This is a genomic window from Streptomyces sp. NBC_01288 (assembly GCF_035982055.1).
Lineage (GTDB): Bacteria > Actinomycetota > Actinomycetes > Streptomycetales > Streptomycetaceae > Streptomyces.
Genome location: NZ_CP108427.1, coordinates 7,258,991 through 7,283,779 on the forward strand (window position 1 = coordinate 7,258,991; position 24,789 = coordinate 7,283,779).

A 24,789-nucleotide genomic window follows, 5' to 3' on the forward strand; every position below is an offset into this window, starting at 1 on the left:
TCGGCCCCCCGTCGCCTCGGTACGCGACGGGGGGCCGATCTGTGTTCACGGCGTGCTGCGGGCGATCCGGTCGAGCCACTCCCGCAGCAGGCTCAGCTCGCCGTCGGTGAGGACGTCGGTCCGCTGGAGCACGGCGCGCAGGGCCACGGCGGCGGGGACCGGGCCGGGGGAGTCGCTCACCGGGGCCTCGGTGGTGATCGCGGCGATCACCGACTCCCTTGCCAGCGTGGACAGTTCGAGGTCACGCCGGTCCTCGGGCAGGCCGATGAGGCTGATCGCCGTACCGCTGCCGGCCGCGTGCACGAGCTGGGCGGCCCGCTCCTCGCCGACCCGGAGTCGGCCCGCCTCGGCGATGCGGTGGATGTGCCCGGCGAGGATCTCGGCGCCCGCGACGGCGGCTTTCGGCGGGGTCGCGCCGTGGCGGGGCTCGGCGTACATGAGCAGGTACAGCGCCGGGTTGGCGAGCCCGAAGCCGATGTGCAGGTCCCAGCCGGCGCGCAGGTCGGCGACCGGGTCGGTGGTGGGGGCGAGGTCGGTCTTGCTGTCGAGGTAGGCCGCGAAGCCTTCCGTGGCGACCGCGTCGAGCAGCCCCTGTTTGTCGCCGAAGAGCCGGTAGATGGTCGGCGCCTGGACCCCGGCCGCGCTCCCGACGGCCCGCGTCGACACGGCCTCGCGACCGCCCTCGGTGAGGAGTTGGGCGGTGGCGGCGAGGATGCGGTCGCGGGGGGCGCGGTGGTCGTCGTCGGCAGACATGAGTAGAACGCTAACAGAATCTCGTTAGCGCTTGTCTGATAGCGATGCTACCGTTGTTGGCGTTAGCGATTGATGTGCGCTGTTCTTCATGGAGGTAGTCGTCGTGATCGTCGTCACCGGAGCCAATGGGCAACTGGGCAGGGGAGTGGTGGACCGGCTGCTCGTCCGGGTCCCCGCCGAGCGGATCGCCGTGAGCGTCCGCGACCCGGAGCGGGCCGAGGAGCTGGGGAAGCGGGGCGTCCGGGTTCGCCGGGGCGACTTCGCCGACCCCGCGAGCCTGGCCGACGCCTTCGAGGGCGCCGAGCAGATCCTCCTCGTCTCCGCCGCGAGCACGGGCGACACGGCGCTACGGCAGCACCGTACGGCGATAGCGGCGGCCCGCGAGTCCGGTGCCCGCCGCATCCTCTACACCAGCCACATGGGCGCGAACCCGGCCTCGCCCTTCGCGCCGATGCCCGACCATGCCGAGACGGAGGGCGAGTTGAGGGACTCGGGCGTGCCGTTCACGTCGTTGCGCAACGGCTTCTATGCCGCTACGACCGTGATGCTGCTCGGCGCCGCGCTCAAGACGGGTGAGCTGTCCGCGCCGGAGGACGGACCGGTGTCCTGGACGGCGCACGCGGATCTGGCGGAGGCGGCGGCGGTGGTGCTGGCGGAGGAGGGGCGGTTCGACGGGGTGACGCCGCCGCTCACTGGTACGGAGGCGCTCGACCTGGCGGAGGTGGCGGCTCTGGCCTCGTCGATCACGGGCCGCGCGATCAAGCGGGTGACGGTGTCGGACGAGGAGTACCGGGCGGACCTGGTATCCCATGGCGTACCGGAGGAGCAGGCCGACATGCTCGTGGGCCTCTTCCGGGCAAGCAGGGAGGGGGAGTTCGCGGAGGTGGGGCCGGCGCTGGGGGAGTTGATCGGGAGGGCGCCGATGTCGTTGCGGAATGTGCTTGAAGCTGCGCTGGCTTGAGCGGCTCGGTTGTTTTGGATCGGCGGGCCCGGTGGGGGCTGGTCGCGCAGTTCCCCGCGCCCCTACGGGGCGCTCGTTTGGCCGGTGTCAGTGGCCGGGGGTTCCTCGTTCCTCGCGGATCTGGCTGACGACCCTTGTCACGGACTGGCGTACCGCCTCCGTCTCCGTCAGGAAGTGCCAGTAGTCGGGGTGGCGGCCCTCCAGCGTGGCGATCGCGCGGTCGAGGCGGGCTACGGCGTCGTCGAGCGGGCGGGCGTGGCGGGGTTCGGGGGTGGTGCGGCCGGACATCGCCAGGCGCTGGGCGTCGCGGATCGCGAAGCGGGTGCGGTCGATCTCCTGCTGGGGGTCCTTCTGCACGGCGTTCAGCCGGCGCAGCCGGTCACCGGCTGCCGACACGGCCTCGTCGGTGGTGTTCAGCAGTGCCCGTACGGTCGACAGCAGGGACGTGGCGTCCGGCCAGCGCTGCGCGTCCCGGGCGGCCTGTGCCTCCTTCAGCTTCAGCTCGGCCTGCCGTACGTTCTCGCCGGCCTGCTGCGGCACCTGCTGGAGGTCCTGCCAGCAGGCGGCGGAGAAGCGCCGCCGCAGCTCGCTGAGCACCGGATCGACCTGACCGGCGCGGGTGGTGAGCGCCTGGGCGCGGGTGCGCAGGGAGACGAGCCGGTGGTCGATCTCGGCGGCCCGCTCGGGCAGCCCGTCGGCCTCGGCCCGGATGGCCTCCGCCTCCCGGGCGACCTGGGTGGCCCGCTCCAGCGTCTGCGGTACGCCGTGCTGCCCGGCGCCCTGGTTCAGCTTGGTCAGCTCCGGCCCGAGCGCGGCGAGCCGGGCGGCGAGAGCGTCGGCGCGCAGCCCGGATGCCCGTACGGCGTCCAGGGCGTTGGAGGCGGCGAGCAGTGCCTGCCGGGCGCGCTCGACGGCGGGCGCCAGCCGGGCGAGCTGGGTCTCGGCCTTGCCGAGCAACGGCCCGAGCCCGCTCTCGAACCGGTCCAGTTCCTGCTTGACCTGCCCCAACTGGTCCTTGGCGGCGGTCAGTTCGGTGCGGGCACGGTTCGCGGCGGCGGCCTCCAGGTCGTCGCGGTCGAGGTCGTGCGCGTCGACGGCGTTGATGTACCGGCCGCTGGCCTCGTCGATGCGGCGGCCCAGCGCCTCGAAGTCGGTGACCGCCCGGCGGGCGGCCGGCGTGTCGTCGACCGCGGTGATGGTGTCTATCGAGATCCGCAGATCCCGCTGGGCGGTGTCCAGCTCGTAGAACGCGGCCGCCGCGGCATCCTTCGCCGCCTGCGCCTCGGCCCGCTGGCTCTCGGCCCGCCCGCCGAACCAGCGCCGGGTGCCGCCGCCGGCGAACGTGGCGGGGAGGGTGAGCGCGAGGGCGGCGAGCAGGGGGAGGCTGATCAGGGTGAGGGTGTCGAGGGCGGCGCGAGAGATACGGGCGGGGGGTTCGAGGTGCGGGGCACGAGCGGCGGAGGGACCGCGCCGGGGCCCTGTGAGCGGCGAATACGGCTGCGCTGGTGTCGCCGTCACATCCCTCTCCCGTGTTGTCCGTCCTGACCGTTGTCATTCTCCCACCGGTAGAGGACGAACACACGGGCCGGTCAGTTCGCGTTCCGCACCGTGACTTTCCCGTCGCCGGTGTGGGCGGTCACCACATGAGAACTCGACGAGTCCCGGGGCACGGACACATCCACCGATCCATCGCCGGTCTTGGTGGTCACGCGGTACTTCGCGGCGCCCGTGGGCAACGCGATCGTCACGGACCCGTCGCCGCTGCTGGACTCCACCAGGTCGGGTACGGCGCCGAGTTCGAGGTGCACCGATCCGTCACCGGTGGTCGTCCGCACCTGCCGGGACGACACCTCGGCGTGCACGGAACCGTCCCCGCTGTGCAGGGTCAGCGGTGCGGTGGAGTCGGTCACATGGATGGACCCGTCGTGCGTACGAATGTCGAGGGCGTCCGCGAACCCCTGCGCCCGCACACTCCCGTCCCCGTCCTCCACCTTCACGGCGACCCCGCGCGGCACCTCGATCCGGTGCTTGGCCGAACAGTCGGCGATCACCCCGGAACACTTCGTCCGCAGCACCAGCCGGTCGCCCTTCATCGCCCAGGTCACCTTGGGATCCGACCCGATCGCCACGCTCCCCTGCCACCACCGGGTGACCTCGATCTTCCCGGCCGGATTCGAGTCCGCGGCGACGACTTCCAGCGCGGAGTCGTCGGAGTCGATGGTGAGCGTACGACCGGCCAGGGCGAAGGCGCGGTGATCGGGGTGCTTGTCGTCCCCGGCGGATGCGGTACCGCAGGCGGTGGCGGTGAGGAGCAGCAGGGCGAGGGTGCTGGTGGCGGTGAGGGCGCGGGTGGTGCGGGTGCGGCCATGAGTGTGGCTGTGGGCGCCGGTGCGGGTCACGGTGATTTCCCCCTGGGACGGACGAGGAGTCCCGGTGACTCCTACGGCTCCCCTCGACCGTAGGGAGCGGCGCTCCGCGGGGGCATCCGGCGCACTCCCGGACCGGGGGTGGGGTAAACCCCCGAGAGTGCCCTGACCTCCCCCCTGACTTCCCTCCTGACATCCCCCGGGCCTTCTTCCATGGCGATACGGGTTTGCAGGACAGGCCCCCCGGCAATGTAGGCTGTCGACTCGTCCTGGGCGCGTAGCTCAGGGGTAGAGCGTCGCCCTTACAAGGCGAATGTCGGCGGTTCGAAACCGTCCGCGCCCACCAGGATAAGCAGCAGGTCAGAGGCCTTCCGGAGCGATCTCCGGGAGGCCTTTTTCCGTGGCCGGGGTCTACGGGGAATCCACATCCACATCCCCATCCACATCGCCGTTGAGAATGCGCCGCACAGCGGGTTGCAACCCACTCTCCGCCGGACTGACGAGGATCGCGGGGATCCCGAGGGCCTGGGCGCCGACGACATCGGCCACCGGATTGTCACCGACCATCCAGACCCGCTCGGGAGACCCGGCCCGTTCCAACGCCACCTCGAAGATCCGACGGTGCGGCTTCTCCCACCCGACGAGCGAGGAATTGACGACGGCCGCGAAGTGCCGACCGAGCCCGAGATCCCGAAGCAGACCATCCAACTCCGGCACATGATTACTGACGACGACGTGAAGCCAACCGGCGGCGGCGAGTTCCTCCAGCGCGGCGAGGCTGTCGGGGAAGACGGCCCAACGACTCGCATCGATGTAGTGAGCCCGCACCCTGCTCGCGGCAAGGGCAGCCGGCCCGGCCTCGACGCCCGCCCCGACATACGCCTTCACAAAGAGCGGCTGAAGATCGCCCCACCACGCGTCAGGGCTGCTCAGCTCGGGATGCCCGCTCTCGGACCGATGCCAGGGAAAACCGTCACGCAGCCCCGGCGCCACATCGGCAGCGACCACACCGTGCCCGGGCGCGACCTCGTCCAACGCCTCCACCAGACACCCACGCCACCTACCGCCCCGGAACGCCAAGGTCCCGTCGAAGTCCCACAGCACGACGCTCTTGGTCACGTACGGCATCCTACGGAGCGCGCCGCGCGGGGTGGACGCCTAACTCTTCCTGCCGCCGAGGAGGTCGGCGTAACTGCGGGCCTGTTCCGCGGCGTTGTGGTGCCGGATGGACCGGGTGTGGTGTTCGTCCGCCAAGGAGGGTTCCGCGGTGGTGAGTTCGTCGTAGACGGTGGATGTCTCGTCGTGGATCGCGGCGAACGCGAGCCTGTTGGCGCGTACCGCGTTCGCGTGGCCGCGGTGCGTCTCGATCAGGAGCGGGTCGTCTCCAACGGGGCGAAGGTCGGGCGTCGGGCGTGCAAGTCGCCGTATTCGTCGTTGAGTTGGGTGGCCCCGGCGTCCAGGTCCGTGCGGCGGAGGTGGAGGGCGGAGCCGCGGGCGCGCAGGCTGGCCTCGTAGGCGTGGGAGCCGGGGAAGCGGATCGTGTCGAGGCCCGGGTGACCGCGTGCGGTCGGTCGGGGCGCAGCCTGGCGTAGCGGGCGTCCGCCTCGGCCGCCACCTCCAGGGTCTTCAGCTCCGGCGGCAGGGCGCTGCGCCCGATGGCGGCCCAGCCGTGGACGTCGCTGTCCCCCTTCTCGTGGGCGGACTGCCGGGTGATGCCGGCGGCGTCACCGATCTGGTTCCACGTGGTGCCGCGTTCGCGCTCGGCGACCACCGCCTCCCGTACGACGTCGTCCATACGACGCTGAAGCCTCAGGGCGGTTCGGGGCAGGTCGCGCGGCGCGGGGTCCCGCTCGACCGGTACGGCATCCAGTATCGCGTCGGCCAATTGACGGAGCGTCAGGGTCAGGGCCACGCGGGACTCGTCGCGCGGCGACAGCCGATGCAGCTCGGGCGAGGCCGGTCCGGAGGACGCGTCGTAGGCATCGGTCGTGCCGTCAGGCTAGCCCTGACATTCCCTTGCGGGGTGGGGAGTTGATGCCCGTGGCGGAGTGGGCAGGCCCGCCTGGATCGTGTCCAGGAGGCGGTCCAGTACTGCCAGTTGCTCGTGGCCCAGCGGGCCGAAGACCTTCCGTAGAGTCTCTTCTCCGGCTGCCGTCCCCGCCTTCAGCGCTTTGGCGCCCTTCGGTGTGAGGTGGACCAGCTTCGACCGGCCGTCGTCGGGGTCCGGCGTCCGTTCGATCAGCCCCTCGCGCTCCAGCGCCTCGATGGACTGGGTGACCGAACGGGGGGCCTGGCCCAACTCCTCCGCCAGGATCGACTGCCGTACGGCGCCCCGGAGTTCGAGCACCTGGAGGACCTTCGTGCGGGCGAGGGAGAGGCCGGCGGCCGCCATCGTGTCGTCGACCGTCCTGCGCAGGTGGTGCCCGAGGGAGAGGTAGCGCAGTCCGACCTCGGTGGAGGTGGAGGTGGAGGTGGAGGTGGAGGCGGGGGTCGGGGTGCGGTCGCTCGCCGTCATTGTTCCTCGGTTCTCGTTTCCGTCGTTTCCTTCGGGGCCTCGGGGCCTCGGGGCCTCGGGGCCTCGGGGCCTCGGGGCCTCGGGGCCTTCAGGCTTCATTGGTGAGGTACCTCATCGAGTGTTACGTTGTTCGTGGACTTGATGAGGTACCTCAATAATACGGCCAGGAGGCGAATCGTATGGCTGACCAGCCGCCCGTGATCGTCATGACCGGTGCGACGAACGGTATGGGCCGGCTCGCCGCGTTCGAGCTGGCTCGGCGTGGTGTCCGGCTCGGTGTCGTCGCCCGGAGTCGGGCGAAGGCGGAGGCGTTGCGGGAGGAGATCGGGCGGCTGGTGCCGGGTGGCTCCGTGGATGTCTTCCTGGCGGATCTGTCCTTGCTCGCCGAGGTGCGGCGGGCGGGTGGGGAGATCGCCGCCCGGTATCCGCGGATCGATGCACTGATCAACAACGCGGGCCTGCACGCCTTCTCCCAGCGGGCCACCTCCGAGGGCTACGCCGAGATGACAGCCGTGAACTACCTCGCGCCCTGGGTCCTCACCGACGCCCTGCGCGACCGGCTCACGGCGTCCGCGCCCGCCCGGATCGTCACGGTCGCCTCCCGGGCCTCGTCGCGGGCCGGCGTCCTCGACCTGCCGGCCGACCTGACCGACACGGCGGAGTTCACGCGTCGCGGTTCGAGCCTGCTCTACGGCCGCTCCAAGTTGATGGACATCATGTTCACGCAGGAACTCGGGCGTCAGTTGAAGGGCTCGGGGGTGGCGGTCACCTGTTGCTGCCCCGGGTTCAACACCACCGGCCTGGGACGCGAACTGCCCCTCGCCGGAGCCTTGGAGAAGGTTCTCACCTCGCTGAACATCGGCGATCCCCAGCACGGTGCCGACATCATCGTGAAGCTCGCGACCGATCCCGATCCCGCGTTCGCCGAGAGTGCCGGTGGCTACTTCGCCGCCAAGGGTGCGAAGGCTCTGCGGTGCCCTGAGGCGGGGCGAGGCGAAGCCGTTCAGGGAGCGCTGTGGAAGGCCACGGCCGAACTCGTCCGGAGGTGTCGCGAATTCCGGGGGTGATGGGCAGGATGGGCGCATGAGCGAACCCGGCACGACCGCCTCGGGCTCCGTGTTGTCCCTCTGGTCGAAGGACTCGGTGTTGTCGATCGGCTCGGTGGGGTCGGTGCTGTCCATCGGGTCCGTCGGGTCGAGCCTGTCCGTGGGGTCGATCGGGAGCGCGCTGTCGGTCGGGTCGATCGGCTCGGCCCTGTCGTTGGTCTCGGCCGGGTCGTGGCTGAGTACGGGCTCCGTGCTGTCCGCGCAGTCGCGGTGGTCGGTGCTGTCGTGGCGGTCCACGCGCGGCTTCCGGGCCGTCGGTGTCGGTGCTGTGGGGGCCGTGGGGGCTGTGACCGTCCTGCTGGTGGCTCAACGGGCCCTGCGGAAGCCGTAGTTACGGGCGGCAGGGCTGCCCGCACCTGTGATCGCCGTCCCGTCCCGCGGTCGCTTCGACGATCCAGGGCTCACATCAACTGACCAAGGCTCACGTCAACTGACCAAGGCTCACGTCAACTGACCAAGGCTCACGTCAACTGACCAAGACGTACGTCAGCTCGCGTCGTCCCGGTCGCCCCAGGCGCCCTGTCCCCTCAGTCGCCCTTCTCCTCCGCCGGAGGCGCCTCGTGGGCGTGCTTCAGCCGCATCCGGCCCTCCACGCGGTCCGTCGCCGCCACCTCCGTCCAGAAACGGTGGCCGCTGACGAAGACCGCGAGTTCGTGCTCGCGCTGCCGGAGCTTCTCCACCTCGGCCTGTTCGTCGGGCGTCCAGCCCGGGGACGCGGGGCGCTCCACCTTGCGCCAGCCGCCCACGTCGCTGAACCCGTCCAGGGGCTCGACCGACCAGGGCAGCCGCTTCAGCAGGGCCGACAGCTCGCTCCGGACCTGATGCAGCTCCTCCTGACCGGCGAGGAGGTCACTCGGGAAGTCATAGGTCGTAGCCACGCGGTAATGCTACGCCTGTTCGAATTTGGGTCGCGAGTTCCTTCAGAGACTTCATACGAACGGGTGGGGGCCGCCGAAGGGTGAGAGCCGGTCGACGTGGGCTCTGTCGCGCGCAGGCGCACGGGGTCGCACCCAGCCGCACGGGCGGGCTGCCGCGCAGATCGGACCGTGTTCCTCCGGCCGCCCCGCGCCTCGCGGAACCTCAGTCATTTGACACATTCCAGCGCGCGCCGTTCCGGGCACGGTGGACGGAGTGAACATCCACTCCGACATCGGCCAGGGAGAGATCATGCAGGCGCTTCAGTACGCGGAGTACGGCGGTCCCGAGGTGTTGCGGCTCGTCGACGTGCCGTTGGTCGAGCCCGGACCGGGGCAGGTGCGGGTCGCCGTACGGGCGGCCGGCGTCAATCCGAGGGACGCCAAGCTGCGCGGCGGGCGGTTCGCGTCCGAGCCGTTGGCGCACCCGGCCGGGCTGGGCATGGAACTGTCCGGTGTCGTCGACGCCGTAGGAGACGGGGTGGACGCCTGGCGCGTCGGGCAGCCCGTGTTCGGGCGCTCGGTGACCCGGGACGCCGTCGCCACCCACGCGCTCGCCCCGGCCGACGACCTGGTCGCCAAGCCGGACCGGCTCACCCACGCGCAGGCCGCCGCCCTCCCGATCGCCGTGGAGACCGCCTACCGGGGTCTCCGCCGGCTCGGCGTCGCCCCCGCGGCCCAGCTCAGCCCGCCCGGCCGCGTCCGCGGCGGCCGGCTCGCCGAGGCCGCCTACCTCGGGTCCCTCGTCACCGGCGATCTGCGGGACGCCCCGGGCCTGATCGAGCGGGCCCGCTCCGCCCACCCCGGCCCCGACGAACCCCTCGTCGCCACCGTCGCGACCGCCTATCGGCTCCTGCACGGCGACGGCGACGTGGACACCGCGCACCGCCTAAGGAGATCGCCGCGCGCCTCTTCCTCTCGCCGCCCACCTCTACCAGGTCTTCCCGAAACTGGGCATCACCTCCAGAGCGGCCCTCCGCGACGCCCTGGGCAGCACGGGCGAGAGCTGAGGGCCGAGGGTGTCAGTGGGTCCGCCTAGTGTGCTCGGCATGGACGTGGAACTCGTACGGCTTCAGCCCTGGAGTGAGGGTGACTTCTGGTTGCTGGAGCGGAACAACGGCCTTGAGATGACCGCTCACTTGGGGGGTCCTGAGAGCGGGGCGCAGCTTGAGGCTCGGCATCGGCGGTATCTCGGGCTGGGGCGCGGGTGCATGTACCGGGTCGAGTCGGCGGGGAGTGGGGAGACCGTCGGGTCGATCGGGTTCTGGGAGCGGGAGTGGCGGGGGGAGTTCGTGTGGGAGACCGGGTGGGGGGTCCTGCCCGAGTTCCAGGGGCGCGGGCTCGCTGCCAGGGCGGCCCGTGCCGTTGTCGATGTGGCGCGGGCCGATGGGCGGCACCGGTATCTGCATGCCTTTCCGAGCGTCGGCCATCCCGCGTCCAACTCGGTGTGCCGGAAAGCCGGGTTCGCTCTGCTCGGTGAGGTGGAGTTCGAGTACCCCAAAGGGCACTGGATCACCTCCAACGACTGGCGGGTCGACCTCCAAGGGTGACACCGCCGGCCGTCCGAGGGTGATCTGTCTGTCAGTTGGGGCTCGGTGTCCCCAACTCCCTTACCAGCCTTGCCGTTACCGGTACCGCGATTCCCTGTCGCTCCGCCGCCCGTAGCAACGCCCCGCCGATCGCGTCCAGTTCGAGCGGGCGGCCCGCCTCCGCGTCACGTTGCATCGACGACTTGGTCCCCGGAGGGAACGTGTCGTAGCGGGCCAGTGCGCCAGCCGCGTCCGAGGGGCCGCCGTACGAGCGGCTCACCGCCGCGGTCTCCTCCAGCAGGGCCGTCAACTCCTCGCGGTGGCGCGTGCGTACGTCGCCGAGGGGGAGGCCGTAGCGGGTGGTGAGGAGGGCGAGGGGGGCCAGGAAGGTCATCTTGGCCCAGAGTGCGGCTGTTTCGTCGGGCAGGACCTGGGTGGCGGGGCCGGCCGCGTTCAGTGCTGCTGCCAGTGTGTCGAGGCGGTCGCGGGGGACCTGGTCGCCTGTCAGGTCGATCTCCGCGAACGGGCTGCCGTGTTCAATCACCCCTGGGGCCAAGCGAGTTGACTCGACGCGGATGATCGCGGGGGCGACCTGGGTGGGGGTGTAGCGGGCGCGTAGGTGTGCCGGGTGTTCTACGCCGTTCAGGAACGGGACGAGGAGTCCGTCTCCCAGGGTCTTCGCCGGGACGCGGGTGAGGGCCGCGTCCAGGCTTGTCGCCTTGACCGTGATCAGGCAGGCGTCCACCGGTTCGCGCAGTTCCGTGTCCGCCTCCACCGGGGCGGTGAAGTCGCCGTAGCGGGTGCTGTGGACCTGGATTCCGTTCGTGCGGAGGGTGTGGGCCGTTTCTTCCCCGGCCAGGCAGATCACGCGGTGGCCGGCGCGGGAGAGCAGTGCCGCGAGCAGGCCGCCTACGCCGCCGGGGCCCAGTACCGCCACGGTGAGTTCGTTGTTCGCCATGTTGTCGTGTCCTCTCGTCGGTCGGCCCCGTGCGTGGTGACGGTGGCCGCCTCGGAGGGATCATCGCAGGTGTGTTCGGGAGAGGGGCGGCGGTATCGCTGTGGACGCGCGAGACTGGGGGTATGTGCCGCAGTATCAAGACGCTTCGACCGCCTGTCCTGCCCGACGAGGCCACGGAGGAGGAGGTTCGTGCCGCCGCGTTGCAGTTCGTGCGCAAGGTCTCGGGGTTCCGGGCGCCGGCCGCGCACAACCGTGAGGTCTTCGACCACGCGGTTGATGTGATTGCCGAGGCTACGGCCGAGTTGCTTGCGGGGCTTGAGGTGAGGGGGGCGGGCGCTCCGCGGGGAGCGTAGTGATCAAAGCGCGGGTCCGGTGGGGGCTGGTCGCGCCCACGCGGCGGAGCCGCACATTGATACAGCCCCGCGCCCCTGAAAAGCGGATGCGCGCCCCTTGTCCGTAGCGAAGGGGGGCTCTTGAAAAACGAACGGGCGGTCCGTAGTGAAGGTGCCGGCCGGTGGGGGCTGGTCGCGCAGTTCCCCGCGCCCCTAAAAGACGGACGCGCGCCCCTTGTCCGTAGCGAAGCGGGGCTCCTGAAAACGCACGTGCGGTCCGTAGCGAAGGTGCCGGCCGGTGGGGGCTGGTCGCGCAGTTCCCCGCGCCCCTAAAAGACGGACGCGCGCCCCTGATCCCTAGCGAAGCCGCGCCCCCGATCCGAACGAAGCCGCGCCCCCGATCCGTAGCGAAGCCGCGCACCCCTAAGGGGCGCTGACCTCCGCCGCCACCCCCGGCTGCCTCCGCATCACGAACGCCGCCCCAGCCCCCGCCCCGAACAGCGCCAGCAGCGAAACCCCCGTCGCCAGCCAGGTCGCCCCCAGCCACTGCGCCCCGTAGTACCCCAGAGCCACGCTGTAGGCCGCCCAGGACAGGCCCGCGAGGGCTGACCAGGGGAGGAAGTCTCGGGCTCGGCGGTGGGCGGCGCCTGCGCCCAGGGAGACCACCGAGCGGCCGGCGGGGGCGAAGCGGGCCAGGATGACCAGGGCGCCGCCGCCTCGGGCCAGGGCGAGGCCGAGACGTTCCTGCGCGGTGGTGAGGCGGCGGGAGCGGGAGATCGCGCGGTCCAGGCGGGCGCCGCCGCGCCAGGCCAGCCGGTACGCGACCAGGTCGCCCAGCAGGGACGCGGTCGCGGCGCACGCGATGAGCGCCAGGATGCTGGGGACCTCGTGCGGGACGGGAACGGCGTCCGCCGCCGCGCCGGTGCCCGCTGCCGCCGCCGTCGCGGCCGCGATGACCAGGACACCGCTCGGCAGAACCGGCAGGAACACATCAAGGAGTACGGACAGGGCGACCATGGCGTAGATCCATGGGCTGCCGGTCAGCGACCCCACACTCTCGAACAACGCTTCTCCCCGTGAACTCCCCCGTGGGCCGCGGCAAAGGCGGCCAGTGACAGCCATACAGCGTACGCCTGGGTGGGTACAGGAGATTCACGGGGGGCGCGTGTGATCCGCACAGCGTGTTCACCCGGCTGCCCTGTCCCGAGGGGCGGGGCGGGCCCGTATCCCGTAGCAACGTAAAGGGGATCCAAACGTATCCAACGCATCTAAATGCATCTGAACGTGAGGAACGGTACACATCATGGTGGCAGGCATATGTGCGGGCGCCGTCGTCGCGGCACTCCTGGCGAGCGGCGGCGGAGGAGGCAGTGGTGCTCCTGACGGGTACTGGATGCGGACGGACGCCCGGTTCGCTCCGGTCGGCGCCCTCGTGCCCTCGGCGGCGGTGACGTACGACAGCAAGTTGGTTCCGGCCGCCGCTTGGATCCAGGTCAGTCAGCACACCGCAGTTAGTGGTGCTACGACCGTGCGGCTGAAGGTCGACGGGATGGTGCCGGGGCACGCGTACGGCGTCCATGTGCACCAGAAGCCGTGCGGCGCCGACCCGGCCGCCGCTGGCGGGCACTTCCAGCACAAGCCGTCTACCGACCCGGCCGCCACCAACGCCGACAACGAGGTCTGGCTCGACTTCACCGCCGACGAGCACGGCGCCGCCGAGGCGAGCGCCCGGCACGACTGGGGGTTCCGGCAGGGCGAGGCGTCCTCCGTGGTCATCCATGACATGCCCGGCAGCCGCACCCGCGCCGCCTGCTTCACGGTGCCGTTCGGCTGGGCTCCCTGACTGGACTGGCCGGTGCCTCTGGGAGGGGGCACCGGCCAGTCGCTCAGCGGGTCAGGCGGCTACCGGCGTGTGGTCCGCCGACGTCCGCTCACCGGCCGCCGTGGCGGACCGCTTCGCGAACAGCCGGTCCACGCCCAGCGCGCCGGACCCGGTGAACACCAGCAGCAGGAACGCCCAGCAGAACATCGCCGAGGCCTCGCCGCCGTTCTGGATCGGCCACAGGGCCGCCTGCTGGTGGACGTCGAAGTACGCGTACGCCATCGAGCCCGAGGTGATCAGCGCGGCCACGCGGGTGCCGAGGCCGAGCAGGACGAACGTGCCGCCGACGAGCTGGATCACGGCCGCGTACCAGCCCGGCCAGGTGCCCGCGGCGAGGGTGCCGCCGTCGGTGCCGGCCGCGCCGCCGAGGATGCCGAAGATCGAGGCCGCTCCGTGGCAGGCGAAGAGCAGGCCGACGACGATCCGGAACAGGCCGACGGCGTACGGCTGGGCCCTGTTGAGGCGGCCGTTGATGTGAGGGGTCACGTGGGGGGTGCTCCTTCGGTCGGGCCGGTCCGGGTCGCGGACCGGTCTGGGGACGAGCCGAGTGAGCGATCAACGTTAGGTGAACCTAATCAATGCTTGCAAGTTCAACATTCGGCCACTGTTCAGCTTCCGTTTGCGGTTCCGGTTCGGCCGTCGCCGCACGTAGAACCGCTCTCGCCACCGCGTCGGCGTCCGAAAGCGTGACCGAATCCACCCCTGGACGAGCACCCGCCGCGGTCACCCAGTGCACGCCCTCCGTGGGCACCCCGAACGCGAACCGCCGTGCGTGGACGCCTCCTTGACGGTCGATCAGACGGTACGGACGTGGTGTTACGTCGAGTCCGCCCGTTTCGTAACCGTCCACCGTGTGCGGTCGGCACCGGCCCGTCCTCAGCAGCCGGCCGAGCAGTTCGTCGGCGGTACGGCGCAGGTCCGGTTCGGGGAGCCGCGCCTCTATGAGGGTTGTCACACGCACCGCCGAGCCCGGCACCTCCGGGGAGCGCGCGACCCAGGCGCCGTCCGCCTCCCGCACCTCAAGCCGCGGCCCGAGCACCTCCACCACGCCCGCCGCCACCAGCGCCGCCAACTCCTCGATACGGCGCCGGGGCGGGCCGATCGACAGGAACGCGTTGAGCGGCGTGTACCAACGGTCCAGGTGGTCACGGCGGGAGGTGCCCGCCAGACCGCCGTGGTCGACGACCAGCCGGAGTTCGTTGCGCAGATCGCGCAGCACGTCCAGGGCCGCCTTGAGCGGGCCGTCCACATTGCCGAGCGCCGCGTGCTCGGCGTCCTCGCGCAGATACGACAGCAGCCAGTCCCGCCAGGCCGCAGGTTCCGCGAGATCGCGTTCCGTATACGGCCGCGCCAGCCGTTCCCAGCACCAGCGGTCGGCGGTTACGACCCCGAACTCGTCCAGGATCAGGGCCTCTTGGGGGTCCCGGTGCGGGACGGCGAGGAAGCGCTCGGTGAATTCCGTCAACTCCGGGCGCCGGGAGGGCCGTAGCAGCGCGGTGTAGTAGGTCGTCTCCACCTCCTTCGCCACCAACGGCCATATCTCCGTGAGGAATTCGGGCGGCTCGGCGGAGTCGGCGCGTTTACGGAAGGCGGATATCGCCTCGGGGGTGAGGAGGAGGGGGGTGTGTCGGCCGTAGGGGCCCTTCGCGTTGTCGCCGCGGGCCTGGTACGGGATGCCTCGGCGTGAACCGGCGTACAGGCGGGGCTCGTTGCCGGAGGGGAGGTAGCGCAGGCCGCCGTTCTCCGTGCGGACGAAACGGCCGCCCCTGCCTGTCGTCAACAGGGCTGTGTGGTCGAAGAAGTTGAGGCCCAGGCCGCGCAACAGGACCGGTTCGCCGGGGCGTACGACGGTCAGGTCCACGTCGGCCGGGTTGGCGGGCGGGATGTGGCGCAGGCCGTGGCGGTCGGCGTAGGAGGTGAGGCGGCGGTGGGTGGTGTCCGGGGCCGTCGGGAGGTGGCCCTGGGCCAGGACCACGGCCGAAAGGGCGGACAGGGTACGGCCGTTGTCGAGGGTGAGGCACTGGTGGCCGTCGGGAGTGTCGTCGAGGCGTACGGCGCGGGCGGTGTGCGGTTCCACGTGAACGGACTCGGGGGCCTCGCGGACGGTGCGGGCGAACACCCACTCCAGGTAGCGGCCGTAGTGGGCGCGGGTGGGGTAGTCGTCCGGGCCCAGTTCGGCGGGCGCCCACTCGTGCAGGCTCGGGCCGGGGCGGACCGGGCCCGAGCAGTCGACGCTGGCGTCGGTGAAGAGGGTCACCTGGGAGGCCACGGTGTTCATCAGCAGCTCGGGGGACTGCGCGGAGCGCCAGACGCGGCCGGGGCCCGGGGGCGCCGGGTCGACGACGTGGACGGTGAGCCGGGTGCCGGGCGGGAGGAGGTCCGGCGCGGAGGCGCAGAGGCGTTCCAGGACGCTGGTGCCGCGCGGACCGGCGCCGACCACGGCGACCGAGACGGAGGCCGGGACGCGGGCCGGTTCGCCGTCGGACGCGTTCACTGAAGACAAAGGGGTGACTCCCGGGCGGGTGGGGGCGCAATGGAGCAGACCGCCCACTGGGAAAGCGGACGGCCCGCCTCATCATGCCCCGAGCGAGGTCACGGGGGTGTCAGTGGGGACTCGTCCACGGTCTTCAGCGTCCCGTCCGCCCGCGCCTGCTCCAGCCGCAGTCGGGCCGAACGGCCGTGCAGGGTAAGGGTCATGAGCTGGTTGCCGAACCAAGGGCCGCCCGTCTTGCGCCACTTGACCGAGGGGCGCGGACAACGGCCGTGCCGGGCCAGGCGGCGGCCCAGGCCGCGCGCGACCGCACTCCAGCCGAAGCGGAAGCCGACGCGTATGTAAGGGGGGATGGAGTTGTGGACGGGGGAGCAGGTGAGCTGGAGGACGCGGGAGTCCACGGGCTCGGTCGGTCCCGAACCACCCGGCCTCGTCCGCCACTTGGGCTCCGCCACATACGCGTGATGTACGTCCCCGGACAGCACGAGCACCGACGCCGGCGCCCCGTCTCCCGAGCCCACCTCGGCGATCAGGTCCGCCAGCTCCTCGAAGGACTCCGGGAAGGCCGCCCAGTGTTCCAGGTCGGCCGCGCGGCGCAGCTTCTCGCCGAAGTCGGCCCAGCGGGCGCCCCGTTCGCCCCGGCACAGGGCCGCGTCCCAGGACTCGGCGTCGTGGACGAGGTGCGGCAGCAGCCAGGGCAGGGAGGTGCCGATGAGGAGGTGGTCGTAGGAACCGGGGTCCTTCAGTGCCTCGGTGCGCAGCCAGTCGGCCTCGCCGGGGTCGAGCATCGCGCGGTGCTGCTCGTCGAGGACGCGGGCCGCCCTGCTGTCCACCATCAGCAGGCGGACGCGGCCGAAGTCGCGCCGGTAGCTCCAGCGGACGGTGGCCGGGTCGGCGTCGGCGCGGCAGGCGAAGGCGCGGAGTTCGTCGGTGCCGTCGGGGGTGTCGCGGACCGCCAAGTAGAGGGGATCGGCGGCGAGTTCGGTGGGGGAGAGGTTCCCCAGGTGCTGATGCACCCAGTACGACATCAGGCCGCTCAGCAGTCGCTCGCGCCACCACGGGGTGGCCCGCATGTCGGCCAGCCAGGCGGCGCTGGTGTTCCAGTCGTCGATGACGTCGTGGTCGTCGAAGATCATGCACGACGGCACGGTGGAGAGCAGCCAGCGGATCTCCGGGTCCAGCCAGGACTCGTAGTAGAGGCGCGTGTACTCCTCGTAGTCCGCGACCTCGCTGCCCGGCGGCTCGCGCAGGTCGCGGCGGGCGGAGAGCCAGCGGCGAGTCGCGTCGGAGACCTCGTCGGCGTAGACCTGGTCGCCCAACAGGAGGAGTACGTCCGGCCGTTCGGACTCCGGGTCGCGGGCGATGCGCGAGGCCAGGGTGTCCAGGGCGTCCGGGCCCACGGGGTCGTGGGCGTCGGCGGCCGGCGCGGCCCAGCGGCAGGAGCCGAACGCGACGCGGACCGTACCGTCGGCGTCCGGGGTGTGGATCACGGACGGCGGGAAGGGCGAGTCCGGCAGCGGCCAGACGCGCGCGCCGTCCAGGAACACGTCGTACGGCGTCGACGTCCCGGGCGTGAGGCCTTCCACCGGCACCAACGCGTAGTGGTGGCCCGCCACTTGGAAGGTCCGGGCGGTGCCGCCCGCGCCGTCCGCGCAGCGCACCTCGGCGGTGCACGGACGGCTCGCCTCGACCCACACGGTCGCGGACGAGCCGTCGGCGTAGCGAAGCAGTGGTCCAAGGCGCAATCCGGCCACGGTTGATCACCCGCCCCTTGTCTGGTCGGGCTCGCCTCCGGGGCGCCCAAGCCGGTGTCGAGAGCACGACCGTGCTCAGCGCTTCGCGCCTCCGCGCGCTCGCACTCTCGACACCGGCGCGCCCCTACGGCTCGCCCTCCTCCGTCGCCCCGTACGGTACGGAACGACGGAGGTCAGTGACCAGGTTCCGGGGCTGTCGAAAAGGATCAGCAGCCGCTGAGGACCGAGGTGAGCTTGGCCTTCTCGGCGGTGTCGACCGAGAGGTCGTAGTAGTACTTCACCTGGACCCAGGCACGCACGTAGGTGCAGGCGTACGAGGTGAGCGAGGGCATCCACTCGGCCGGGTCCTTGTCGCCCTTGGACTGGTTGACGTTGTCGGTGACCGCGAGGAGCTGCGGGCGGGTGACGTCGTTGGCGAAGGACTCGCGCTGGGCGGTGGTCCAGTTGCGGGCGCCGGAGTCCCAGGCCTCGGCCAGCGGGACGAGGTGGTCGATGTCGACGTCGGAGGCGGCGGTCCAGGTGGCACCGTCGTAGGGGGAGTACCAGCTGCCGCTGGTGGCGACGCAGGCGGAGGTGGTGACGACGTTCGTACCGTCGCGCTTGAGGATCCACTCACGGGTGTTGCAGGTGCCGCTGATGGTGTCCCAGGTCGGGAACAGGTCGCGCTCGTAGCCGGTCCTGACCTCGGTCGCCACGGTGAGGGAGGCGAGGTAGGTGCGGGCGGTGGCGGCGCTGACCGGGGTGGGGAGGGCGGCGGAGGCGGTCGGGCCGTTGAAGAGTCCGGCGAAGGCTATGAGTCCGGTGAGTGCCGCGAGTATGCTGAGCCGTCGTCGACGCGCGTAGAACTTCGGCATGCGAACTCCCTTGTGGTGTGGGGGTGTTGGAGTGCGAGCGGGGAAATGCTCGCGGTGCCGTGTTGCGGGGAGGTGTGCGTCCGGTAAGAAGCTAGTGACGTGCGCATGACACAACAAGGGGCGCGGCGAGACTTTCCTCACGGGTGGGCAGGGCCGGTCCTCGCGTACAGTGGATGGCGCAGAAGGGGAGTAGCTCTTCGCCGGACCGTCGACATACTGCTCAGCTCGTCTGAGCCGGCGCCCGGAGGCAGGTTCATCTCGCAGGTGGGATGGGTCGGCCAGCGAGACCTTCGGTAAAGCAGTGCACTAGTCGTTTTTCGTGTGCGCTGCCGTGCCGAGGTGTCCGCGGACAGCAAACACACTCTCGGTGGGGCAGCCCCGACCGATTGAGGAATCTTGATCAGCATCAGCGTGACGGCGCTCGTTTTCGGCGTCGTCTTTCTCGCCGAACTCCCCGACAAGACCGCGCTCGCCGGACTCGTCCTCGGCACCCGTTACCGCGCCTCGTACGTCTTCGCCGGCGTCGCCGCCGCGTTCCTTCTCCATGTCGTGCTCGCGGTGGCGGCGGGCAGTGTACTGACGCTGCTGCCGCAGCAGTTGGTGGCCGCGGTGACCGGTGTGCTCTTCCTGGGCGGGGCCGCGGTGCTCCTCTTCAAGAAGGGTGACGACGAGGAGGAGGTCCGCAAGCCGAAGGACCAGTCCTTCTGGCGGGTCTCCGGCGCCGGTTTCATGCTCATTCTGGTCGCCGAGTTCGGTGATCTGACCCAGATCATGACGGCCAACCTCGCGGCCCGTTACGACGATCCGTTCTCCGTCGGGCTCGGTGCGGTGCTGGCGTTGTGGGCGGTGGCCGGGCTGGGCATCGTGGGCGGAAAGGCGCTGATGAAGCGGGTGCCGTTGAAGTTGATCACGCAGGTCGCGGCGGTGCTGATGCTGGGGCTGGGGGCGTGGAGTCTGTGGGAGGCCGTCGCCGGGTGACGGGGGCCGATGGGGGCTTTGGCTCGGCGGGGTGAGCTGAACGGTGGGTGAACTGTTCCGGGGGGCGGTGGCGCGATGCCGGTTCGGTTTTGTACCGTAGGGAAACAAAGTGGTTCCCGTCCGTTCTCCCTGACCGGCGGGCGGGGCCACCTTGTCCCTCCGGGGGTTGACCCGCGTTTCTCTCTCCCGTTCCTTGGAGCCTGCCGATGACGGCCACCACCGTGCTCACCGCCCGCGCCCTCCTGCTGGACATGGACGGCACCCTCGTCGACTCGCACGCGGTCGTCGAGCGGATCTGGCGGAACTGGTCCGATCGGCACGGGCTGAACGCGGACGAGGTCATGAAGGTCGTGCACGGGCGGCAGGGGTACGCGTCGATGGCGCTGCTGTTGCCTGGCCGGCCCATGGAGCAGAACTACGCGGAGAATGCCCGCATGCTGGCCGAGGAGACCGCGGACGTCGACGGCGTGGTGCCGATCCCGGGTGCGCGGGAGTTTCTGGCGTCCTTGCGGGGGCTGCCGCACGCGCTTGTCACGTCGGCGGATGTCGCGCTGTCCACGGCGCGGATGGGGGCGGCGGGGTTGGAGCTGCCGGAGGTTCGGATCACCGCCGAGTCCGTCGGCGCGAGCAAGCCTGATCCGGAGGGCTTTCTGAAGGGTGCCGCCGAACTGGGCATCGCGCCCGCGGACTGCATTGTCTTCGAGGACTCCGGGGCGGGTATCGCAGCCGGGCGGGCGGCCGGGATGCGGGTGGTGGGGGTTGGGCCGCAGGCCGGGTTCCATCGGGCGGATGTGGTGGTGCGGGATCTGCGTGAGGTGCGGGTTGAGGATTTGGGGGGCGGGGGGATTCGGCTGCACGTGGGGTAGGGGCGGGTTGGGGGTGGCGCGTCGGTTGTGCCTCCTGGGGTTGTGTTTGCGGGTGCCGCGCCGTGGGGGCTGGTCGCGCAGTTCCCCGCGCCCCTTTGGGGCGCTGGCCCTCGGGTCGGCGCAGCGTCACGGCTCGGTCGTCTCCGACTCCAGTCGCGCCCGCGTAGCCGCCCCGTACACCCCCAGCGTGTCGGATGTGATGCCTCGGGCCACCTGGTAGGTGCGTACGGACGTCTGGACCTGTTTGTCGAAGATGCCGTTGTCGGGGCCGGTGTAGAGCCTCAACTGGGTCAGGCGGAGCTGGAGTTCGGTTACCTCGGGGCCTTCGTCGCCGCGTTGGAGGATCGTGGTGGGGGTGCTGTTGCCCTGGCGGTCGGTGGCGGAGGGTGTCGAGGTGGTGGCGGTGGGCGTCGGGGTGTGGCTGGGGGACGCCGATGTCGACGCCGTGGCGGACGGGGTCGATGACGCCGTCGGTGACGGGGGCTCGCTGAGGGAGGGGGTCGGGGACGCCGACGTCGGCTGTGCGGACGTGGAGCCGGTTGTGGACGGTGTTGCCGGTGACCCGCTCTTCGATGCCGTCGGGACGCTTGCCCGTACGCCCTGGGGGGCCGCCTCGTCCCGCGACGGGGGCTCGTACGAGAACATGCCGCTCGCGAAACCCGCCACCGCGGCCACCGCTACGACGGCTCCCGTGACGGCTAGGAGGACGGTGCGGCGGTTGCGGCGGCGCGGGGGGTCCTCGTCGTCCGTGGGGTGGTCCGGGGTGCCCTCGGCGCTACTGCCGTCCGCGAACAGGCTCAGGTCCGTCGGGGTCGGGAGGATCGACGTGTCCCCCTGAGGAGCCGGTGCGGCCGTTGAGGGGGACACCGCTCGCAGCAGCATCGTCTCCTCGACCGCCGGCAGCCGCTGGGTCTCACCCTCGGGTGCCGGCGGCGGCACCGGTGCGGGCGGCTGCTCCTGCGGGTTGCCGTCCAGTTCCACATACGGCCTGATCCGCAGCGGGTCGAAGTCCTCCGCCGCTGCCGCCTCCGCCGTGCGCGCGTCGCGCAGCGCGTCGGACGCCCGTTGGGTGCAGGCGCAGGACGGGGAGCCGTCGGATGCCCGGGGTGCCCCGCACTGCGGGCATATGTGGCCCTTCGCCTCGTTCACGTGTTCGTCCCTCCCCGTCGGACTCCAGAGGTTATGCGGATCTCCTTCACGCCGTCTCCTCCGACCCCCGGAATGACAGCTTCCAAACGGACTCAACAGGCCGTAACCCGCCATACCGATCACGATGGATGTGTAACGAGAGCCGCAGGAGGTCTTCATGGCCGGCGATGCGCACGGTATGACGGGGAATGTGCACGACGCGCAGCCACCGGAGAGGCCCCCGCAGCGGGGCAGTTCCGCTCAGGAACACGTGTCGGGCAACGTCCTCGTCTCGATCGGGGCGCTGCTCCTGGGGCTGCTGCTCGCCGCCCTCGACCAGACCATCGTGTCGACCGCGCTGCCGACGATCGTCAGCGATCTCGGCGGGCTGGAGCATCTGTCGTGGGTGGTCACCGCGTATCTGCTCGCCTCGACCGCCGCGACCCCGCTCTGGGGCAAGCTCGGCGACCAGTACGGCCGAAAAAGGCTGTTCCAGATCGCGATCGTGATCTTTCTCATCGGGTCCGCGCTCTGTGGCGCGGCGCAGAACATGCCCCAGCTGATCGGCTTCCGGGCGTTGCAGGGACTCGGCGGCGGCGGGCTGATCGTGCTGTCGATGGCGATCGTCGGTGACGTGGTCTCCCCGCGCGAACGCGGGCGCTACCAGGGGCTGTTCGGTGCCGTCTTCGGCGCGACGAGTGTCCTCGGGCCGCTCCTCGGTGGGCTGTTCACCGAGCATCTGAGCTGGCGCTGGGTCTTCTACATCAACCTCCCCGTCGGCGTCGTCGCCCTCGCCGTCATCGCGACCGCCCTGCACATCCCGCGCAAGTCGACCCGGCACGTCATCGACTACCTCGGCACCTTCCTGATCGCCGCGGTCGCGACCTGCCTGGTTCTCGTCGCCTCGCTCGGCGGCACCACCTGGGGCTGGGGTTCGCCGCAGATCATCGGGCTCGCGGTGCTGGGTGTGGTGCTGATCGGGGCGTTCGTCGCCGTGGAGCGCCGGGCCGCCGAACCCGTCCTCCCGCTCAAGCTCTTCCGCGTCCGCACCTTCACGCTCGCCGCCGTCATCAGTTTCATCGTCGGCTTCGCGATGTTCGGCGCGATGACCTATCTGCCGACCTTCCTCCAGGTCGTGCAGGGCATCACGCCGACCATGTCCGGCGTCCACATGCTGCCGATGGTGTTCGGCATGCTGATCTCGTCCACCGCCTCCGGCCAGATCGTCAGCCGCACCGGCCGCTGGAAGGTGTTCCCCATCGCGGGCACCGGCATCACCGCCCTCGGCCTGCTCCTGCTCCACCGCCTCGACGAGGGCAGTTCCACCGCCGAGATGAGCGCGTACTTCTTCGTCTTCGGGCTCGGACTCGGCCTGGTCATGCAGGTGTTGGTGCTGATCGTGCAGAACGCCGTCTCGTACGAGGATCTCGGCGTCGCCACCTCCGGCGCGACCTTCTTCCGGTCCATCGGGGCCTCGTTCGGCGTCGCCATCTTCGGCACGGTCTTCGCGAGCCGCCTGGGCGACAAGCTCACGGATGCTCTCCGGGGCACCTCGCTGCCGCCGGGCGTCACCCCGGACGGTCTGGAGTCCGACCCGCGCGGAATCTCCCAACTCCCGCCCGCCGTACGCCCCGAGGCCCTCCACGCCTACGCCTCGTCCATCACCGACGTCTTCCTCTACGCCGCCCCCGTCGCCCTCGTCGGCTTCGTCCTGGCGTGGTTCCTCAAGGAGGACAAGCTGCGCGGCTCGGTCACGGCGCCCGACGTCACCGAGACCCTCGCCAGCAACCCCGTCCAACGGTCCTCCTACGACGAGGTGTGCCGCGCGCTGTCCGTGCTCGGCACGAGGGAAGGGCGCCGCGAGATTTACAGGACGATCACTGAGAGAGCGGGCTACGACCTTCAGCCCGCGGCCAGTTGGCTGCTGCTGCGCATCAAGCGGGACGGCTGGGCGGAACCGGGAGTGCTGGCCGAGCGCAGCTCCGTGCCGCTGACCGTCATCCTTGCCGCCGTCCGTCAGATCGAGGGGCGCGGGCTGGCCGTACGCGAGGGTCTCGACCTCCGACTGACCGACCAGGGACGGGAAGTGGCCGAGAAGCTGTCCCAGGCCCGTGAGGAGTCCCTCGCGGAGACCCTGGGGGACTGGTGGGGACCGGACCGGCCCACCGATCTGATCCAGCTGGTGAAGGAACTCAACGGCGAGCTGTGCGGGTCGGACAGCGAGCAGCCGCACAACGGGACGGCCGCGAAGCTCAGTTGAGGTTCTTACGGAACCAGTGCTCCGCGTACGGGTCGTCGTTGTGCCGCCCGGTCTCCTCGTAGCCGAGCCGTGCGTACAGGGCGCGGGCCTCCACCAGGTCGTTCCGGGTGTCGAGGACCATCGCCTTGGCGCCCAGTTCGCGGGCGGCGTCCTCGGCGGCCGTGACGAGCCTCGGAGCGCCGCCCCGACCGCGCGTCCCCTCGTGGACGAAGACCCTCGTGAGTTCGGCGGTCGTCGCGTCGAGGAGTCGTACGCCCGCCGACCCGGCCGGCGCACCCTCGTACCACCCCACCAGCAACTGGCCGCCGGGCGGGGCGAGTTCGGCGCCGGTGCGGGCGGCGATCTCCCGCTCCAGTTCGGCGGGGTCCGTCCGACGGTTCTCGTGCAGCAGGTACCAGCGGTCGCTGACCTCGGTGTAGTACGCCCGCCAGAGCGCGGCGGCGACGGGGGAGTCGTAGGGTTCCGGGGCGATCGTCCAGGTCATGCCGCCATTGTCAGGAGCCGGTGGGGGCGCGGCGCAACCGGATATGGGTCACCTCGGGGGAGGTGTCCAGGACCTGGGTCTTCGTCCACTCGATGTGCGCGTCGCCCACGTTGTCGAACAGCCGGCGCCCGCCGCACGCGAGGACCGGCACGACGTGCAGGAGCAGTTCGTCCAACCACCCGGCGCGGATGAACTGTTGGACCAGATCGGCGCCGCCCGCGAGGGAGACGTCCTTGTCGCCGGCTGCCTCGCGGGCCAGCTCCAGCGCGCGGCCGGGGCCTTCGGTGACGAAGTGGTAGGTCGTGCCGCCCTTCTTCACCACCGACTCCCGCGGCTGGTGCGTGACGACGAACACCGGTGCGTGGAACGGCGGTTCGTCACCCCACGGGGTCTCCCCGCTGACGAACATCCCGTGCCCCATGACCACCGGCCCCAGCCGCTCGATCCACTCGGCGAGCAGCTCGTCGTCCGGGCCGCCCGCCCCGCCCTCCCATCCCTGCATCCGGCGAAAGCTCCGCAGCCCGAACACCCACGCGTGCAGCCGCTCCCCGCCGATGCCCAGCGGATGCTCCGGCCCCGACTCCCGCCCCGCGATGTACCCGTCCAGCGACACGGCCAGCCGTGCGACGACCTCACCCATGACTACCTCCTCGATCGG

General features: G+C 71.0%; 24 protein-coding genes, 1 tRNA gene and 1 pseudogene. 11 read left to right on the top strand and 15 right to left on the bottom strand.

What is annotated here, in order from left to right; all coding sequences use genetic code 11:
- Window positions 1–45: 45 nt before the first annotated feature.
- Window positions 46–753 (bottom strand): TetR/AcrR family transcriptional regulator, encoded by a 708-nt coding sequence (locus tag OG194_RS32845; RefSeq protein ID WP_327404384.1) that lies wholly within the window; start codon window positions 751–753, stop codon window positions 46–48.
- A gap of 103 nt (window positions 754–856) precedes the next feature.
- On the opposite strand from OG194_RS32845, the gene OG194_RS32850 reads away from it, so the two are divergent.
- Window positions 857–1,714, top strand: a complete 858-nt coding sequence (locus OG194_RS32850) for an NmrA family NAD(P)-binding protein (protein WP_327407295.1) — start codon at window positions 857–859, stop codon at window positions 1,712–1,714.
- Between the two features lie 87 nt (window positions 1,715–1,801).
- Here the strand turns inward: OG194_RS32850 and OG194_RS32855 are convergent, their stop codons facing one another.
- Together OG194_RS32855 and OG194_RS32860 are read right to left on the bottom strand one after the other, a co-directional pair.
- The gene (locus tag OG194_RS32855) at window positions 1,802–3,232 is read right to left on the bottom strand and encodes a hypothetical protein (protein ID WP_327404385.1); all 1,431 of its coding nucleotides are present in this window, start codon (window positions 3,230–3,232) and stop codon (window positions 1,802–1,804) included.
- Between the two features lie 71 nt (window positions 3,233–3,303).
- Window positions 3,304–4,113: a DUF4097 family beta strand repeat-containing protein gene (locus OG194_RS32860; protein ID WP_442811664.1), complete on the bottom strand. Its 810-nt coding sequence runs from the start codon at window positions 4,111–4,113 to the stop codon at window positions 3,304–3,306.
- Between the two features lie 238 nt (window positions 4,114–4,351).
- Here OG194_RS32860 and OG194_RS32865 point away from each other — a divergent pair.
- Window positions 4,352–4,426, top strand: a tRNA-Val gene (locus OG194_RS32865).
- 65 nt (window positions 4,427–4,491) lie between these two features.
- Here the strand turns inward: OG194_RS32865 and OG194_RS32870 are convergent.
- On the bottom strand, window positions 4,492–5,199 hold the full coding sequence (locus OG194_RS32870) for an HAD family hydrolase (RefSeq protein ID WP_327404386.1): 708 nt from the start codon (window positions 5,197–5,199) through the stop codon (window positions 4,492–4,494).
- Window positions 5,200–6,079: 880 nt separating this feature from the next.
- On the bottom strand, window positions 6,080–6,595 hold the full coding sequence (locus tag OG194_RS32875; protein ID WP_327404387.1) for a MarR family winged helix-turn-helix transcriptional regulator: 516 nt from the start codon (window positions 6,593–6,595) through the stop codon (window positions 6,080–6,082).
- 179 nt (window positions 6,596–6,774) lie between these two features.
- On the opposite strand from OG194_RS32875, the gene OG194_RS32880 reads away from it, so the two are divergent.
- On the top strand, window positions 6,775–7,662 hold the full coding sequence (locus OG194_RS32880; RefSeq protein WP_327404388.1) for an SDR family NAD(P)-dependent oxidoreductase: 888 nt from the start codon (window positions 6,775–6,777) through the stop codon (window positions 7,660–7,662).
- A gap of 16 nt (window positions 7,663–7,678) precedes the next feature.
- A complete protein-coding gene (locus OG194_RS32885) occupies window positions 7,679–8,032 on the top strand; it encodes a hypothetical protein (protein WP_327404389.1) in 354 nt (117 codons plus the stop codon).
- A gap of 196 nt (window positions 8,033–8,228) precedes the next feature.
- On the opposite strand, the gene OG194_RS32890 is transcribed toward OG194_RS32885, so the two are convergent.
- Complete coding sequence (locus OG194_RS32890) at window positions 8,229–8,579, bottom strand: hypothetical protein (RefSeq protein ID WP_327404390.1); 351 nt, start codon at window positions 8,577–8,579, stop codon at window positions 8,229–8,231.
- A 289-nt stretch (window positions 8,580–8,868) separates the two neighbouring features.
- Here OG194_RS32890 and OG194_RS47710 point away from each other — a divergent pair.
- Both OG194_RS47710 and OG194_RS32900 read left to right on the top strand, forming a co-directional pair.
- Window positions 8,869–9,117: pseudogene (locus OG194_RS47710) on the top strand (alcohol dehydrogenase catalytic domain-containing protein); the annotation flags it as partial.
- Between the two features lie 547 nt (window positions 9,118–9,664).
- Window positions 9,665–10,165, top strand: a complete 501-nt coding sequence (locus OG194_RS32900) for a GNAT family N-acetyltransferase (protein ID WP_327404392.1) — start codon at window positions 9,665–9,667, stop codon at window positions 10,163–10,165.
- A 31-nt stretch (window positions 10,166–10,196) separates the two neighbouring features.
- Here the strand turns inward: OG194_RS32900 and OG194_RS32905 are convergent, their stop codons facing one another.
- Complete coding sequence (locus tag OG194_RS32905; protein WP_327404393.1) at window positions 10,197–11,102, bottom strand: ketopantoate reductase family protein; 906 nt, start codon at window positions 11,100–11,102, stop codon at window positions 10,197–10,199.
- 122 nt (window positions 11,103–11,224) lie between these two features.
- On the opposite strand from OG194_RS32905, the gene OG194_RS32910 reads away from it, so the two are divergent.
- Complete coding sequence (locus OG194_RS32910; protein WP_327404394.1) at window positions 11,225–11,455, top strand: DUF2277 domain-containing protein; 231 nt, start codon at window positions 11,225–11,227, stop codon at window positions 11,453–11,455.
- Between the two features lie 402 nt (window positions 11,456–11,857).
- Here OG194_RS32910 and OG194_RS32915 read toward each other — a convergent pair whose 3' ends face one another.
- Window positions 11,858–12,499: a DedA family protein gene (locus tag OG194_RS32915; protein ID WP_327404395.1), complete on the bottom strand. Its 642-nt coding sequence runs from the start codon at window positions 12,497–12,499 to the stop codon at window positions 11,858–11,860.
- 238 nt (window positions 12,500–12,737) lie between these two features.
- Between OG194_RS32915 and OG194_RS32920 the strand changes: the two genes are divergently transcribed.
- Window positions 12,738–13,277, top strand: coding sequence for a superoxide dismutase family protein (locus OG194_RS32920; RefSeq protein WP_327404396.1), 540 nt, complete (start codon window positions 12,738–12,740; stop codon window positions 13,275–13,277).
- A 51-nt stretch (window positions 13,278–13,328) separates the two neighbouring features.
- On the opposite strand, the gene OG194_RS32925 is transcribed toward OG194_RS32920, so the two are convergent.
- From OG194_RS32925 to OG194_RS32940, 4 genes are all read right to left on the bottom strand, one after another.
- Window positions 13,329–13,790 carry a DoxX family protein gene (locus OG194_RS32925; protein ID WP_327407297.1) on the bottom strand — a complete coding sequence of 154 codons (462 nt, stop codon included), beginning with the start codon at window positions 13,788–13,790 and terminating at the stop codon, window positions 13,329–13,331.
- 97 nt (window positions 13,791–13,887) lie between these two features.
- Entirely contained in the window at window positions 13,888–15,819 is a 1,932-nt protein-coding gene (locus tag OG194_RS32930) for an FAD/NAD(P)-binding protein (protein WP_442811665.1), read from the bottom strand.
- An 89-nt stretch (window positions 15,820–15,908) separates the two neighbouring features.
- Window positions 15,909–17,561, bottom strand: a complete 1,653-nt coding sequence (locus tag OG194_RS32935) for an alkaline phosphatase D family protein (RefSeq protein ID WP_327404397.1) — start codon at window positions 17,559–17,561, stop codon at window positions 15,909–15,911.
- Window positions 17,562–17,767: 206 nt separating this feature from the next.
- Window positions 17,768–18,415, bottom strand: coding sequence for an HNH endonuclease family protein (locus tag OG194_RS32940; RefSeq protein WP_327404398.1), 648 nt, complete (start codon window positions 18,413–18,415; stop codon window positions 17,768–17,770).
- Between the two features lie 396 nt (window positions 18,416–18,811).
- Here OG194_RS32940 and OG194_RS32945 point away from each other — a divergent pair, with 396 nt between their 5' ends.
- Window positions 18,812–19,393, top strand: coding sequence for a TMEM165/GDT1 family protein (locus OG194_RS32945; RefSeq protein WP_327404399.1), 582 nt, complete (start codon window positions 18,812–18,814; stop codon window positions 19,391–19,393).
- A 206-nt stretch (window positions 19,394–19,599) separates the two neighbouring features.
- Window positions 19,600–20,259: an HAD-IA family hydrolase gene (locus OG194_RS32950; protein ID WP_327404400.1), complete on the top strand. Its 660-nt coding sequence runs from the start codon at window positions 19,600–19,602 to the stop codon at window positions 20,257–20,259.
- A 126-nt stretch (window positions 20,260–20,385) separates the two neighbouring features.
- Here OG194_RS32950 and OG194_RS32955 read toward each other — a convergent pair whose 3' ends face one another.
- The gene (locus OG194_RS32955; RefSeq protein ID WP_327404401.1) at window positions 20,386–21,408 is read right to left on the bottom strand and encodes a peptidoglycan-binding domain-containing protein; all 1,023 of its coding nucleotides are present in this window, start codon (window positions 21,406–21,408) and stop codon (window positions 20,386–20,388) included.
- A 157-nt stretch (window positions 21,409–21,565) separates the two neighbouring features.
- Here OG194_RS32955 and OG194_RS32960 point away from each other — a divergent pair, with 157 nt between their 5' ends.
- Complete coding sequence (locus OG194_RS32960) at window positions 21,566–23,647, top strand: MDR family MFS transporter (RefSeq protein WP_327404402.1); 2,082 nt, start codon at window positions 21,566–21,568, stop codon at window positions 23,645–23,647.
- On the opposite strand, the gene OG194_RS32965 is transcribed toward OG194_RS32960, so the two are convergent.
- Window positions 23,640–24,131, bottom strand: coding sequence for a GNAT family N-acetyltransferase (locus tag OG194_RS32965; protein ID WP_327404403.1), 492 nt, complete (start codon window positions 24,129–24,131; stop codon window positions 23,640–23,642). The genes OG194_RS32960 and OG194_RS32965 overlap by 8 nt on opposite strands.
- 10 nt (window positions 24,132–24,141) lie before the next feature.
- A complete protein-coding gene (locus OG194_RS32970; protein ID WP_327404404.1) occupies window positions 24,142–24,771 on the bottom strand; it encodes a dihydrofolate reductase family protein in 630 nt (209 codons plus the stop codon).
- Window positions 24,772–24,789: the final 18 nt, after the last annotated feature.